General features: G+C 51.7%; 13 protein-coding genes. 4 read left to right on the top strand and 9 right to left on the bottom strand.

What is annotated here, in order from left to right; translation table 11 throughout:
• Positions 1–3: 3 nt before the first annotated feature.
• From AC53GJ_RS05525 to AC53GJ_RS05505, 5 genes are all read right to left on the bottom strand, one after another.
• Complete coding sequence (locus AC53GJ_RS05525) at positions 4–1,557, bottom strand: tryptophan halogenase family protein (protein WP_496731539.1); 1,554 nt, start codon at positions 1,555–1,557, stop codon at positions 4–6.
• Positions 1,558–1,625: 68 nt separating this feature from the next.
• Positions 1,626–2,708, bottom strand: coding sequence for a cupin-like domain-containing protein (locus AC53GJ_RS05520; protein ID WP_496731538.1), 1,083 nt, complete (start codon positions 2,706–2,708; stop codon positions 1,626–1,628).
• On the bottom strand, positions 2,708–3,445 hold the full coding sequence (locus AC53GJ_RS05515; RefSeq protein WP_496731537.1) for a SapC family protein: 738 nt from the start codon (positions 3,443–3,445) through the stop codon (positions 2,708–2,710). The genes AC53GJ_RS05520 and AC53GJ_RS05515 overlap by 1 nt, the downstream gene beginning before the upstream one ends.
• Before the next feature lie 63 nt (positions 3,446–3,508).
• A complete protein-coding gene (locus AC53GJ_RS05510) occupies positions 3,509–5,098 on the bottom strand; it encodes a tryptophan 7-halogenase (protein ID WP_496731536.1) in 1,590 nt (529 codons plus the stop codon).
• 169 nt (positions 5,099–5,267) lie between these two features.
• Positions 5,268–8,240: a TonB-dependent receptor gene (locus tag AC53GJ_RS05505; protein WP_496731535.1), complete on the bottom strand. Its 2,973-nt coding sequence runs from the start codon at positions 8,238–8,240 to the stop codon at positions 5,268–5,270.
• A gap of 419 nt (positions 8,241–8,659) precedes the next feature.
• Between AC53GJ_RS05505 and AC53GJ_RS05500 the strand changes: the two genes are divergently transcribed.
• The 3 genes from AC53GJ_RS05500 to AC53GJ_RS05490 all read left to right on the top strand — a co-directional run bounded on the left by AC53GJ_RS05500 (position 8,660) and on the right by AC53GJ_RS05490 (position 11,287).
• Positions 8,660–9,031, top strand: coding sequence for a VOC family protein (locus AC53GJ_RS05500; protein ID WP_496731534.1), 372 nt, complete (start codon positions 8,660–8,662; stop codon positions 9,029–9,031).
• Between the two features lie 3 nt (positions 9,032–9,034).
• Complete coding sequence (locus AC53GJ_RS05495; RefSeq protein ID WP_496731533.1) at positions 9,035–9,736, top strand: cupin domain-containing protein; 702 nt, start codon at positions 9,035–9,037, stop codon at positions 9,734–9,736.
• 66 nt (positions 9,737–9,802) lie between these two features.
• Positions 9,803–11,287, top strand: coding sequence for a protein adenylyltransferase SelO (locus tag AC53GJ_RS05490; RefSeq protein WP_496731532.1), 1,485 nt, complete (start codon positions 9,803–9,805; stop codon positions 11,285–11,287).
• Between the two features lie 451 nt (positions 11,288–11,738).
• Here the strand turns inward: AC53GJ_RS05490 and AC53GJ_RS05485 are convergent, their stop codons facing one another.
• Both AC53GJ_RS05485 and AC53GJ_RS05480 read right to left on the bottom strand, forming a co-directional pair.
• The gene (locus AC53GJ_RS05485) at positions 11,739–12,653 is read right to left on the bottom strand and encodes an MBL fold metallo-hydrolase (RefSeq protein WP_496731531.1); all 915 of its coding nucleotides are present in this window, start codon (positions 12,651–12,653) and stop codon (positions 11,739–11,741) included.
• 56 nt (positions 12,654–12,709) lie between these two features.
• Positions 12,710–13,369 carry a DsbA family protein gene (locus tag AC53GJ_RS05480; protein WP_496731530.1) on the bottom strand — a complete coding sequence of 220 codons (660 nt, stop codon included), beginning with the start codon at positions 13,367–13,369 and terminating at the stop codon, positions 12,710–12,712.
• A gap of 197 nt (positions 13,370–13,566) precedes the next feature.
• Here AC53GJ_RS05480 and AC53GJ_RS05475 point away from each other — a divergent pair, with 197 nt between their 5' ends.
• On the top strand, positions 13,567–14,460 hold the full coding sequence (locus AC53GJ_RS05475) for a LysR family transcriptional regulator (protein WP_496731529.1): 894 nt from the start codon (positions 13,567–13,569) through the stop codon (positions 14,458–14,460).
• 18 nt (positions 14,461–14,478) lie between these two features.
• On the opposite strand, the gene rnk is transcribed toward AC53GJ_RS05475, so the two are convergent.
• Both rnk and AC53GJ_RS05465 read right to left on the bottom strand, forming a co-directional pair.
• Positions 14,479–14,913 (bottom strand): nucleoside diphosphate kinase regulator, encoded by a 435-nt coding sequence (gene rnk / locus AC53GJ_RS05470; protein WP_496731528.1) that lies wholly within the window; start codon positions 14,911–14,913, stop codon positions 14,479–14,481.
• Between the two features lie 88 nt (positions 14,914–15,001).
• A complete protein-coding gene (locus tag AC53GJ_RS05465) occupies positions 15,002–15,412 on the bottom strand; it encodes a GreA/GreB family elongation factor (protein WP_496731527.1) in 411 nt (136 codons plus the stop codon).
• Positions 15,413–15,502: the final 90 nt, after the last annotated feature.

Here is a 15,502-nt window from a genome sequence, read left to right as displayed (position 1 = left end):
GCCTCAGCGCAATGTTGCCGGACAATAATATTGAATAAAATCCGGCGTCGGTGGATATTGCTGCACGGTTTTTTTCACGCCGGCAGCAATAGTCGCCAGAAAATCTGCTAATTCAGTCTCGGACATCGTATCCACAATCGGATGATATTGCGCCGGCAACAAACCTTGCCCCAGCATCACCTGGATCCAGGAGCTTTCGCCAAACAACTCCTGGGCAAATTTATACACCTTGCCCGACTGGCGGAATAATTCCATCCGGTGCACCAAAGGATCCGGCACTGCCATATCGCGGCAATAACGCCAGAACTGACTGTCCTGCCGGGCGGTTGCTTTGTAATGCAAAATGATAAAGTCGCGGATATTCAGCATTTCAGTGCGGGTCTGCTGATTAAATTCCACCACATCTGCCGGGCAGATGCCCTGTGCCGGAAACATCTGCAATAACCGGATAATGCTGCGCTGGATCAGATGAATGCTGGTCGACTCCAACGGCTCCAGAAAACCACTGGACAAGCCAATAGCAATACAGTTTTTCTGCCAATGTTGCAGCCGGCTGCCGGTGCGAAATTTAATCTTCCTGGGCTCGGTCAGCCGCTCGCCCTGGATTTGACTGAGCAACAAGGCTTCGGCGGCGTCGTCGCTTAAAAACTTACTACAGTACACTAAACCATTGCCGACCCGGCTTTGCAGCGGAATTTGCCACTGCCAACCGGCCTGATGCGCAATGGCTCTGGTGTAGTTCAAGGCCGGGGCTATGCTTTTGGTTTGCACCGCAATGGCACTGTCGCACGGCAAATAATGGCTCCAGTCTTCATAACCGACATTCAGCGTCTGCTCAATTAATAAAGCCCGAAAACCAGTACAGTCAATAAACAAATCGCCTGCAATCTGCTCGCCTGACTCCAGCAGCAGTGCGCTGATATCGCCATTGTCGGCTTGTGCTACCCTGGCAATTTTACCTTCCACCCGTTGCACACCATGCTGCTCTGCCAGTGTGCGCAGATAACGGCCATATAATGTGGCATCCATATGATAAGCATGATTTAAATCTTGTTGTGGTAACACGGCAAATCGATGCTGCCGCGCAGCCAGATGCTCGACACAATAATCGCCAATCTCTGTGGCCAATCCAAGTTGCCGGCCTTTGCGCCAGAAATGCTGAAAACCACAAGCCCAACAATCTTTGCCCAAAAAACCAAACGAATGCAGGTATTTCTCACCTTGCTGGTACCAATTCTCAAACGAAATACCGAGTTTAAAAGTTGCATTGGTCGCCACCATCAGATCCTGTTCATTCAGCCCGAGCAGACGATGGAAAATATGCAAGGTTGGAATGGTGGCTTCGCCCACGCCGACAGTACCGATCTCATCTGATTCGACCAGCACAATCTGCAAATTTTTGCCAAGTAATTTACCAAGCGCGGCCGCCGTCATCCAGCCAGCAGTGCCGCCACCGGCAATCACCACTTTGCGGATCGGGTTGCCGCCATCAGCGCCGTTCTGAGCATTGGCGGCATGAGGATTTACAGACTGAGGAGTGGCAACATGTTCAGACATCAGATCACCTTTTCATCACGCAACATCGGCAGCAATTGTGGCCCACTGGCACAGTCGCGGCTGGTTGCTTAGCGTTTTAAGTTATTTTGCAATAAAGCTCTAAGCTGACGGGCATGTATCTCCGGCAGCGGTTGTTGCAACATGCCGCTGGCAGCAGGCGGCAATTCAGCCACGGCCGCACTGTCATGCTGAAAAATATAATAGTCAAACCAAGCCTGCCAGGCCTGTCGCTGCGCTTTGGGCAAGCTGCGCAGGCTCAGCATGGCATGCAACAACGCATTGTTCGGCCGCCCCAAATAAGCCGGGGTATCGCGCCACCAATGGGTGATCAGACCATTCAACCGCTGATGGCCCTGCACATGGTGCCACCACATCGACGGAATAAATAACAGATCGCCAGGCTCCAGCTCGGCGACTAAAGCCGCTTGCTGCGCTTTGGCAAACATTGGAAAGCGCTCTAAATCAACCGCACTAAAATCCACCAGACTGATCTCCTGACCGCCAGGGGCAAACTCAATCGGCCCCGGATATAAATGCTGGATCTGCTCAGGAGCAAATAAGGTAAAAGTGCGCCTGCCAAGCACGTTACAGGCCAGGTTATGTGGAAAGTCGACATGGGCTGCCACCCGGACGGCATGACCGAGCCATAAGCTGGTCAACGCCGACCAGGCTGGCCATCGCAAGCTGTTGTCTGTCACCAGACCCGGAAAAAAATGCTGCATGTCGGTCGACGCCATATACAACAGTGGCGAACCGGCTTGTTGCTCCAGACTCAATTGCTGCAACAACTGGCTAAATCCAGCTTTACCGGCCTGATAATTAAAACCGCTCAAATCAGCATTATAAAACACCCGCCCCTGGGTTTCGGTCGCCAGCACCGCCACATTCACCGGCTGACCGGCGTCAAATTGCTGCAGATAAGCCAGAGCAGCAGCATCAGACTCTAACCCAGCCTGCACCAGTGGCCAATGCTGGCAGTAACCTTTGATCAACAACGGGGTCTCGCGTTGTTGCAACAAGGCCAGCAAAGCGCTGTCATCCTGCATCAGGCCATCAGCCTGAACACCATCTGCTGCGGCAGCGAGCGTCAGTTGCTCTACCCGGCGCGCTTGTTGCTGCCACAGCGCCAGTGGCTGCTGCTGGCTAAGCATCAGTTGCGCCCAGCCTGCAGCAGTTGATTTTTCAGCTGCAATAACTGGCGGATCCGTGACTGCGAGGCAATTTGCAAATAAATGGCCTGCAAATAACCGCGCTGATGTAACAGCGTTAAGGCACTTGCTTCAAGTTGCTGTAACACAGTTTCGGCAATGGTATAAAAGCCAACCATCTGATGTTTACTGCCATCATCCAGTTGCAATTCAAGGGTAAAAGATTCCAGTAAATTCAGTTCCAGCAACAAATCCACAAACTGCTGACTGTCCTGTAAACCCAGATGCAAGGTTTCCAGCACACCGGCCATTTGCTCCAGATAAGGACTATTGCCGCCATAAGGTAAAAACAATGCCTCGCCCTCACTTTCACTTAAGCGCGGACTTTGGCTATCGATATGCAGCACTCTTTGCATCTGCTCCACACCATGCTCACGGATCTGTTGCTGACCAATTAAAAACGGCTGCCGTAATACCGCCAATGGGATATAACTCTGCTGCCAGTTGTTGTGTTGCAAAAACAGATTTTCTTGCTGGGTAAAGCCAAATAAGGCCACCGGCAACAGTCGGCCACTGGCGCCTTCTTTGACAAAAAAGATTGGGTATTGCGCCTGAACACTGCGAAACTCCTGGGGGAAAGTCGGACAAAACCACAGATTGTCTCCATACTGGCTGCCCCGCTCGGTGATCACCCGTAAATGCTGATGCTCGACACTGTTCAGTAACACATGTTGCGTCATAAAATCCCCTGTGATGCTGCGGTAGCCGGTTTGGGCAGCGCCGCGAAAGCTGCGGTTTGACCGCTAAATTTTACTAAAACCATAACGCGCTACTTTTTCCAGCAGTTGCCGGTTGCCGTCAAGCACAGCCACCAGTTGCTGGCATTTCTGCTGATTTTGTGTAAATAACTGCTGTGCCCGGCGTTGAGCTGAAGCTTTATCAGCCCGGTACTCGGTGTGAAAACCCATCCCTAACAGCACATACAGATAACTGGCAGCCGGAAACAACGCATCGCTATAACCAAAATCTGCCGCCGTGGGGGGCTGATAGCGCCAGTAAGCCAGTTGTTCAGTCAGTTCAGCCGGCACACTGCTGCTCGCGCGGTGATCCAGCCAATACGGATGTTCGGTTTTGTCACTCAGCACATAATGCAGTTTCAAAAAGCTGATAATTTGCTGCCAGTGCTGACGAAAACGCTGATTCATTCTGTTGGCCGTGGCCGCCATCTGACTATGCCTTGCCGGTAACTGGCTGGCAATAAATTTGGCACTCCACTCAATCAGCGCCAGTGCCGAAGCTTCTAAAGGTTCGATAAAACCGGCAGCCATGCCAACAGCCACACAATTGCCTTGCCAGCAGCGCTGGTAATAGCCGGGATTAAATTGAAGCTGCCGCAATTGCGCCTGACGGGCAGCTGCTGCACCGAATTCAGCAGTCAGATAGTGCTCAAGTTGCCGGGCCGCCTGTTCATCCGTTTGATGGGCGGAGGAATAAACATGACCGACGCCACGCCGGCTGGCTAGGGCAATATCCCAAATCCAGCCAGCCGGCTTCGCAGTGGATAGGGTACAGGAAGCAATGGCACTGTCTGGCGCCGGATACGGCATTTGTACCGCCAGCGCACTGTCATTAAACAGCTGCTGACCAACACTGATAAAAGGCACGGCCAACTGCTGACCCAATAACAAAGAGCGGCTACCGCTACAATCGATAAATAAATCTGCGCTGATGTCGCCATGTGCTGCAGTGGTCAGGCGATCAATCTCACCATCCAAACGCTGATGGATCTGCGTTACATGGTCCCGCAGATAAGTCACACCTAATTTTGTGGTGATATGCTGTTGCAGTAATTCGCTGAATTTATGGGCATTTAAATGATAGCCATAGTTATTGATAAAACTATATTCAGCGGTGCTGATTAGTTTTGGCGCCAGCTGTAACTGACACAAACGGAATTGCTGACACACCGCATCGGCATAAGCCACTTCATGGCGAAACGGCTGCCAGTAACGGCATAACTCCAGCTCCTGCCAGCCTTCCGGCAAACTAAAAGGATGTAAATAACTGTTGTGACTGCCCACAGCAGGACCAGCCCCGACATCGGTACGCCAGCCGTTAAAGCAGGAGCCTTGTTTAAAACTGGCTTCACAACAGCGTAAGAAATCGGTTTCACTGAGGCCAATTTTTTCCAGTGTCAGCCGTAACGACGGCCAGCTGCCTTCGCCGACACCAATAATAGGCACATCCGGCGATTCCAGTAAGCTGATCTGCAGCGGCGATGCCGCCAGCAGCTTGCCCTGGTCGGCATTATGTTCAGCCGCCAGCAAACCTGCGGTGAGCCAGCCGGCAGCTCCGCCACCCACAATCACAATAGTCCTGAGCGCTTTATCCATTTTTTGACCTACAACCGGGAACCACTCAGCACTGCTTCAATCCTGGCTTCAGTGGTAACTCTGGCAATCCTCGTCGAACTTTAATCTAGCGCATCTGTCAGCCACTTGTCTGTTGCTGACAGAAAAAACACAGACGCTGCCGGGGGAACAGCGCCTGTGTGCCTCGTTGCTAGAAGCTATAACGCGCACCAACACTGTATCTGGAACCGGTTTCAACCAGGCTCAGCACCTGTTCTTTGGCCCGGCCATGTACCCGGCTATATTCATCCGTCAGATTCAGCGCTTCCACATAGAGGGTCATGCCCTGCACCATCGGCAATTCGTAGCTAATGGACAAATCAACCTGCGAATAGGCTTCGGTATATTTTGGATTGGCGCCCGTATCCTGACCACGGGAATTGAGGAATTCATCCCGCCAGTTGTAGGCAATCCGGGCCTGAAAACCGTAGTTTTCATAAAACAAAATGGCATTGGCAGTATCACTGAGACCAACCAGCGCCGGCTGATCGCGCAGCAGGAAGTTGTCATAGTCAGTGTCGCTGTCGACCATAGTGTAATTGCCAATCACGCCAAAGCCAGTGTCACCAAAGGCATGCTGCACCGTCAATTCCCAACCGGAAATGGTTTTACTGCCTGGTTCATTGGTGGGGGTATCAATTTTGAACACCATCAGTTTATCTTGCGCGGCATTGCCAATAATGGCTTTGCCAGCAACATCGACAAAAGGATCGTTCGGATAGTTTTCAAAGATCCATTTGCGGATCGCACCGGCATCAGCCCCGACCGCTGCCAGCGCCTGGTTATAACGCTGACCGTCTGCTGGGTTATAAATCCCTGCAATGGTGGTATCCACTTTTTGTGCACTGATAAAATTGGTGGTTTCCTTGCGGAAATAACCGACCGAAGTATAGCTGGATGGTGCGTAATACCACTCAGCCGAAAAGTCGTAGTTTGTTGACTCTAAAGGTAATAGTGATGGCACACCTATGGTGCCGCCGCCACCTGCTCTGTTGGCAATAGTGCCAAGCACCCGCCCACCCTGAATGGACACATAATCAGGCCGGCCAATGGTCTCGCTATATGCGGCACGTAACATCACATCATCCACCACTTCAATATTAAAATTGAAGTTTGGTAGCACATAATCATAATCCCCTTGCTGGGTTTGGTACTCGCGTTGTCCGGTGGCGATTAACGGGATCTCAGTATCAGCTGTCCATTTAGCACCATTATAAGAAGCGACCGCGGAAGTGGAGGTCACATCGGTCGATTCATAACGAATACCCAGATGCACATCATAAGGCCTACCGTTCCAGTCAGCGGCATAGTTGTATTGCAGATAAGCCGCTTGTGATTCTTCCAGTGTATAGCGGTCGATATCACGGGCATAATCGGTACTTGGACAAAAATCGGTACCACAATCGCCATTGCCTTTATAGCCGGCTGGCGTGTAGAGTTTTTCCGCCCGCTCCCGGATGCCATAAAAATCCCAGAAAAATATTTTATTGAGCAGCTCATAGTTTTTGCCACTGGCGGCGGAGAAATCGCCTTTGGGCGCCGAAAACTTGTCATGAATGGTCTCGACCGGAAATAAACTGGCATCAAAGTCACCGGCTTTGCCGACGCCACCCCAGTCATTGCGCTGCACATTGACTGATTTGGAATGATTATCGACATCCGTCATCGCCAGACCAAAATCGATGCTGCTCTGTTCTGTCAGTTCATAACTGCCTTTGAGCTGATACTGGTCAATCACAGAACGGTTTTCAGCATTGGTAAAGTTGCTGCCGGTAACTCGCATATCGGCCGGCGTCATGGTATTGCCACCACCCACAGCAAGTGCTGGTAAATCGCCACTGAAATCGGTGGCGGCATACATGCGGACAAAAGCCGCCATACTGAGACCATTATTAGAGCCCAGCACATGATTCGGCGTATTTTCAGCATCAGAATGATGGGCATCTAAGGTCAGTTTTAACTGGTCGCTTGCTTCCCATTCCAGATTAAAACCAGCCGAACCACTTTCATTACGCACGCCATAATCGCCGGCTCCCATTGATAGATCCTGCGGAGTGGCATAATTTTCGGCATAAATCAGCGGTGAAGCCACTGGCCCGTCGGTCCAGACGTTTTGTGAGGGCGCAAAGGTAAACCAGGCCGAAATATCGTTGTATTGGGTGTCAATATCATTGCGCATATAGGTGTAATCTAAGGTCGCTTTGATACGGTCATGTGGGCTGTATTGCAATACCAACTGGCCATTGGTTCTGACCCGTTGCTGCTCTTCAAACTTATAAATGGTGGTTTGAGGAACAGAATAGACATCGGTCGGACCAGGCCTGTTCACCTGCCCCGTTTGTGGCACGCCGCCCCACTCGCCGGTACCGGCGTCATAATTGTCATCGGCCTTGCCGGAGAAACTGCGCCAGCCAGTACCGACGTTAGCTTGTTGGTTGCCACTTTCCCGTTCCTGATAACTGCCCGACAACATCACACCAAATTGATTGTCGGCAAAGGTATTGGAATATAAGGCCGAAAACTCCGGTGTCATATCCCCTTGGTCGGAGGATTGATCATCCACCATGGAAAAATTGGCGGTGGCTTTCATGCCGGGAGAATTTAACGGCCGCAGGGTTTCGACATTGATGGTGGAACCTATACCGCCGGTAGGATTGGCAGCGTAAGCAGTTTTATGGACCTGTACACCACTAATTGAATCTGAGGCTATATTGGCAAAATCAAAAGAACGTGACCCTGTCGTGACCGGCATCTGGCGGCCATTTAAGGTGACTAAGTTAAAATCAGGGCCAAAACCACGCACGCTAACGCGGCTACCTTCACCATTGACCCGATCAATGGACACGCCGGAAATCCGCTGTAAGGATTCAGCCAGGTTGGTATCCGGAAATTTACCTATGTCCTCCGCCGAAATGGCATCAACAATGCCATCGGACGAACGTTTGGTATCCATTGCTTTGATCAGGCTGCCGCGGATACCGCTGACCGCTATGACTTCTATCGGTTGTGGTTCGGCGCTGGTTTGCTGAGCGGTCGCCGGCAACGAAATGCCGATGCCACCAATCCCCAGCACCACTGATAAACTACTGGCGATTCTGCTTTTCGTAAAACGCTTTGCTTTCATGCTGTTATCCCTGTCGACTGTTTTTTTGCCGCTGCTATTTGGCATAGCTTTTTGTCAGTTGGCGCTAAGTCGGGGCTAATACCATGGAACCACCATTTGTAAGCGCTTACAAAACGTAGGTGATATTTATTCAGTCGTCAAATCAACAAAACTCAAGTATGAGTCGAAAAGTACGGCAAAAAACGCCTGAAATTCAATCAAACTTAAATGATACAGATGCAGTTACAACAAGGCTTGGCTACTAGCCTGAAACGCAGAAAAATCCGTTTTCTCTGACTAGCAAAAAAATTTAATTATTTACACTTCCGCTTGCTTAGCAGCGACAAAAAAAACTTTTTGCCACCTTAGCTCCAAAATAAGCTTAGCTTCGTATACTAGTGAGGCTGCAACCAGCAGTCTTTGACAAGGGACAGATTTACATGCTTAGTTACGCAACTATTGGGGTCAATGATTTGACCAAAGCCCGCGCTTTTTATACCGAATTACTGGCTGCTCTGGGCGCTAAACCGCTGCTTGAAATGGACAGAATCATCTTTTTTGGAAAAAACATGAGCAAGCCAATGCTGGCGATTTGTATCCCATACAACAAAGAGCCAGCACATGCTGGTAATGGCACTATGGTTGCGATCAGCCCTGGCAATAAAGCCGCAGTTGATGAGCTGTACCATAAAGCACTCAGCCTGGGAGCCAGTTGTGACGGCGCCCCGGGTCAACGCATTCCGGATATGTTTTACGGTGCTTATATCCGTGACTTAGACGGCAATAAAATTGCCTTTACTCATTTTGGCTAATGCATGCAGTTACATAGTGATTTACGCCAACGCATTGTGCTGACCCCTGAGCAACATCAATGGGTGGATTCACCAATGCCTGGCGTGAGCCGAATGATGCTGGAGCGCTCTGGTGCTGAAACCGCCCGCGCCACTAGTTTGGTCCGTTATGCCCCAGGTGCCGGTTATCATGCACATACCCATGGTGGCGGCGAAGAAATTCTGGTGCTGTCCGGTATTTTCTCTGACGAGCATGGCGACTATCCGGCAGGAACTTATTTGCGTAACCCACCGGGTAGCAGTCATACCCCTTTTTCTGTGCATGGTTGTGAGTTGTTAGTGAAACTTTGGCAGTTCCAGGCAAGTGACCAGCAAACACTGGTACTGGACACCAACACCAGCAGTTTTGTCGCCGGACTGGTGCCAGGCTTAACGGTACTGCCGCTGCATCAGCATAACGGCGTGCAGACGGCGCTGGTCAGATGGGCACCGCACACCCGCTTTAACCGCCATGTGCATGTGGGTGGCGAAGAGATCCTGGTGCTGCAAGGCTTGTTTTGTGATGAATATGGCGAATATCCGGCGCTCAGTTGGATCCGCAGCCCTGCTTACAGTCAGCATCAGCCCTACACACGCGATGCAGGCGCACTGATTTATGTCAAAACCGGTTTTATCGGCGCTGGTTTACTCGGTGACGACTGGCTACAACAAACGAGCCCCAGTTAAAAGCACTGGCTAGCAGTGATCTCAGCGGCTACACTGCCAGCCAGTTTTACTTAAGCCAGACCGCCGATGCAAACCCAACACAGCTACCAACAATTACCCGCAGATTTTTTTCAGCTCTGTGCGCCGACCCCAGTGGCTGCACCTGTCTGGCTGGCATTTAATACCGAACTGGCTCAGCAACTGAATTTCCCCGCCGAGCTGGCCGGGACCGCGGCCGGGCTACAACTGCTGGCAGGCAATCAACTGCCTGACTGGGCCAGTCCACTGGCGCAAGCCTACAGCGGTCATCAGTTTGGCCATTTGTCACCAAGACTGGGCGATGGCAGGGCTTTATTGCTGGCTGAGATTATCGATCGGCAAGGCAACACTGTGGATCTGCAGTTAAAAGGGGCAGGTCCGACACCATTTTCGCGCCGTGGTGATGGCCGCTCCGCGCTGGGTCCGGTGATCCGGGAGTACTTAGTCAGTGAAGCCATGCATGCGCTTGGCGTCCCGACCAGCCGGGCTCTGGCTGCGGTGCTCAGCGGCGAGCCGGTGGTGCGGGAGCGATTACAACCGGGCGGTATTTTAGCCCGGGTCGCCAGCAGCCATATCCGCATCGGCACTTTTCAATATGTGGCCATGCTCAATGACACCACCAAATTAACCCAGTTACTGGATTATGCCCTGGCACGGCATTATCCGGCGGCACTGGCCAGCGACAATAAAGCGCTGGCGTTATTGCAACAGGTCAGTCAGGCACAGGCGGCGCTGGTGGCGCACTGGATGAGTCTGGGTTTTGTCCATGGCGTGATGAATACCGACAATATGCTCATTAGCGGCGAAACCATTGATTATGGCCCTTGCGCTTTTCTGGATAGTTATCAGCCAGCGACCGTGTTCAGCTCTATTGATCAGGAGGGTCGTTATGCCTATCGCAATCAACCGGCCATTGCGCAGTGGAACCTGGCCCGACTGGCGGAAGCGGTGTTACCCCTGCTGGACAGTGATGAAAAAACAGCCATTGCGCTCGCCACTGCTGAATTAAATCAGTTTCCGCAGTATTATCAGCAACAATTTAACAGCCGGATGGCAGTCAAGCTGGGGTTGTCTGCCGACATGTTACTCAATCACTCAGCTGCAGTCGCTACACTGATCCAGCAATGGCTAATGTTATTAGAGCAGCAACAAGCTGATTTTACCGCTTGTCACCGCCAACTGGCGGCCGCACTGGCGGATCCGGCTCACCCGGCTGGCCCGACGCAGCTTTATAGTGCCACTGCAGACTGGCTGGCCTTTTATCAGCAATGGCAGCTATTGCGCGCGCAAGACAGTCAACACAACGCTATCAGCTGTCAGCAACAGATGCTGGCAGTCAATCCGGCATTTATTCCGCGGAATCATCAGATAGAACAGATCATTCATCAGGTGACGGTAGAACAGGAACTGGGGCTATTTCAACAGTTTGCCCGGGATTTAACATCGCCTTTTGCCTTAAGCGCTGATGAAAGCCGTTGGGCGGCAGTTCCAGAGCCCGCAGCCACGCCTTATCGCACTTTTTGCGGCACTTAGGTGGCACTTAAAAAAACAAAACCCTGTTGCAGACATCTCCCTGACAGAGTGCAACAGGGTGAACGCAGCCCCGAAAAGGCTTGATACCACTCGTTTTTCGGCATCACAACAGCGCTCTACTGCCGCTGTTGTTGCTGAACTTGCCCTGCTGACAGCAGGCTGGCTGCAAGCTGCTATCGACGGACAACCTGGCTAAACAACTATTCCCCAGACTTCACAAGCTGAATACCTATGGCAGCTACGAAGATTTTGACCAGCAACCAACAATTTTGTGCAAAACTGGCAACCGAAAAGTTCGAACCGCCTGTAAAGTTTTACGGACTGAGCAGCGCAATTGGATCAACCGCAGCGGCACTCTCTTTCTGCTCGCCTGCAATACAGTAAAGCGCAGAAATACGTCCCTAACAAAACTATTTATATAAATTTTTAGTAAACAAGTTACAGCAGCAGTCTACCACTGCATCTCGCCGGTATTCACCTTGGCGCTGATCGCCAGCGAGTCTTCTCCTGCTAACGTCGGATATTGTTGTTTTAAGACATTTATCACCGCAGCCGATCCCTGCTGACTGGCCAAAGCTGCTTCAAAAGCTTGCAGATAATCTGCCGTAAAAGTGACGGCTGCCAGTCCTTGTGGCTCAGCAGCATAAAAATGCCCCGGGATCACCCGTGCTGGCTGCAAAGCACTGATTTGATGAAGCGCTTCTAACCAACTGGCTCTGGCTGCTTTGCTCTGCGTATCCGCAGTCCAGACATGGCTGCCGGCATAGACCGCCACCCCGCCAAATACCGTTTTACTGGCTGGTGCCCACAGATAAGCTTGATGGGTGTTGATATTTTTGACTTCAATCTGTTCGCCATCCAGTTGAAACACTTGTTGATCTGAAACTGCAGGCACCACCAGTTCAGTCGGTGCATTGTCCGCCAGAATTGGCCCCCAATAGGCTAACTTGGCCGCTTTGGTCTGCTCGATATGCGCAACCACACTGCTACTTGCAACTATTTTTACCTTTGGAAAAGCCTGGCGGATGGCAGATAAACCAAAATAAAAATCCGGGTCACCGCTGCTGATATAGACCAGGCTCAGTGGTTTGCCGCTTTGTTTGATCATCTCGACCAGCTTTGCCGCATCTTTCACCCCAAATTGCGCATCCACCAGCATGGCAGATTTCGGCCCCGTCACCAGCGTGGCTGTGACCGGAAAAATGCCCTGGCTGCCAGGGTTATAAACCTGAAACTGCAACGCTGCCTGACTGGCAGCACTGTAAATTAGACTGCAAGTCAGCATCGCGACACTGCCAGCCACTTTCAGGCGACGGATTTGTTGCACTAAGGTATTTCCAAAGTAGGTATTTGCGAAGTTGTTCATCTTTATCTCACTGCTATTGTGGGTTGATCTTGCGTTTAGCTGTTGTGTTCACTGCTTCAATACCGGGGTGTCGCCAGGAGCTGTTGCAAATAATGGCCAAAGGCGGCCGGCTCCCGGTAATACTTGCTTAAGGCCAATGGCAGATACTGGCCAGCAGCCTGCTCTAACGCAGCGGACGGATAGCCCTGGCCACCGATCTGCTGCAACAGTTGCCGGCTGCGCTGCAGATGCGCCGTGACTAACTCCGGCACCAGCATCAGATAAGCCTGATGGAAGTCCGCCGCAGCTACCCCGGCCTGTTCAGCCACCGCAACCAGTACCGCTGTTTCTGTGATATTACGACCTAACTGGTAATAATGTTGCTGGATAAGTTCAAGCAGCACCACGGGATCAGCGCCTAGCTGTTGGCCAGCCAGTAAAGCCCGGATCGGCGGTAATGAATCCAGAACCATCTCACCGCTGCCAAGCAAGCCGTCGCTGTAAGCCACAGTAAATGGCTGCCCCGTTAATGCTTCGATTTGACGGTCAAACTGCAAAAGTTGTTGCCGCAGTCTGGTATCCACTTTTTTGCGCTGTGCACCGGTAAATAAGCCACCGGCATGGACCGCCAGCTGTAAGCCTGGTTGCGCCATGGCCTGGCGAAACAGCGGCGCGGCGGCGTAAGTCCAGCCACAGAGCGGATCAATCAACAGATGTAAGGTTGCTTGTTTTGACATCAGATTTCCTCGTGGCCACCGTTGGCCTGCAATTTGTTTCCAGTGCGGCTATTATAAATTGCATAAAACAGAATAAAATCCGCAAAACAGGCAACAGATTATTGCGTAATTCGAGTCAATCTCGCTGATTGCGCCACAGTTTCAGTCTGAACGCGATCACAGCAACAGTGGCACATGGCTGCCAGCCCAGGAGGAATATGGATCGGATGACCGCAGCACTGGTGTTTAGCACCATAGCGCAGCAAGGCAGTATGGCGAGCGCGGCCAGGGCTCTTGGCATGTCCAGCGCTATGGTCAGCCGTTATTTACAGGCAATGGAAAACTGGTCGGGTAACAGGTTGTTGCATCGCTCTACCCGTAAGCTCAGTCTGACTGCCGCCGGCGAAAGTGCCTTAATCCAGGCCAATGCATTGTTGCGCATTGCCGAGGAAATCAGTCAGCCAGCATTGGATACACAGAGCCCGCCCAGTGGCAATATTCGGATCTCCTGTGCTCAGTTCACAGCACGTTATTTATTACTACCGTTTATTCAGCAGTTTTTAGCTGAGTTTCCGCGCACCAGCATTGATTTACATATCAGTAATCAAGCGGTGGATTTAGTCGAAGAGCGGATAGATTTAGCGGTCAGGATCACCAACGAACTGGATCCGAATGTGATTGCCAGACCGCTGGGCCAGTGTGTTTCGGTGTTATGTGCCAGTCCGGCTTATCTGGCCCGTGCGGGCACCCCGACCGAACTACAGCAACTCAGCGGCCATAACTGCTTGATTTATTCTAATTTTGGGAAAAGCTTCTGGCATTTTCGCGAAGCAGGCGAACCCGTGGCGGTGGAAGTTCATGGCAATCTTTCGGCCAATGAATCTTCTTTGTTACTGGATGCAACGCTGGCAGGTCTTGGCATCAGCATCCAACCACAACAAGCGGCAGCGCCTTATCTGGCCGACGGCTTGTTGCTGCCGTTATTGCCGCAAGCTGAGCCCAGACAGTTGGGCATCTTCGGTATTTACCGTTCCCGCAAACATCAGTCCAGTGCTTTTCAGATGTTTTTACAGCGGCTGGTTGCCGATATTGCCGCCAGATCAGCGCCCTGATCTGGCAACATGGCCGCATTAGCGGTGGTAAGCCCCGCTACGCTCCGGTTGGTACAGGATGTCTAACACTTGGATCCACTGCTGACTTTGATCCGGCATCGGCCACAGGATCCGATCGCCCTGGCGTAAGCCCAGCAGGGCCATCCCGACAGGTGCCAGCACCGACACAGCTTCAGCCTGGGTTTGAGCAGCCAGATCTTTTGGATAACACAGCGTAAACTGCCGCTCTTCCTGGCGCTCTTCAAACAATAACCGCACTGTTGAATTCATCGTCACCACATCAGACGGCATCTGTGCGGGCTCCAGCAAATTGGCCCGATCCAACTCTTGCTGTAACAATTGTCGACTGGGATGTTGCAGCGGTAAGCTGCTTAATAACGGTTCGAGCCTGTCATAATCCAGCGTGGAAATATGCAGCTCAGGCCAAGACTCTGACATCAAAGACTCTGTCATAACTATTCCTTTTCTAGTGGCAATTTGCCAGTTAAACCAAACCGGCAGACGACTCCTGACTACCGGTTATCTGAATTCTTGCTGAGCGCTAGCGCCGGACTGTGGCGGGTCGGCACTGCACTTTTAACACGTCCAGCACCTGAAATTGCAATGTGCTGCGACATAACTGCAACTCAATCCGGTCGCCACTTTGTTTGCCAAGCAGCGCAGCGCCGAGCGGCGAAAAGACCGAAATCAGCCCTTGCTCCGGTTGCTCTGTTTGCTCTGGACGAAGTAAGGTCAGCCACTGACTTTGTTGCAGGCTGACATCAAATAAAAATACTGAGCAGCCTGGGGCAATGCCCGACTGACTTAGTTTGCTGCGTGGCCGCTGCTCTGCCAGTTGCGCCAGCACATCCGCCAGTTGCCAGGGCGGCAGTGGTTGGATCTGTTGGCGAGCCAAAGCCGAAATAATCTGGGCACCGGCGGCGGCCAGAGTTCGATATGTGGGGAGTGTCATCACTTTTCCTGCTGAAGGTTAAACCTGAAAAAACAACAAGCAAAACAGCCGGCCCTGAATAACTCAGAGCCGGCTTAGTGATGGAAGACG

It is taken from the genome of Rheinheimera sp. B2H12 (assembly GCF_059620065.1).
This window is presented reverse-complemented; position numbering and strand designations above follow the sequence as displayed.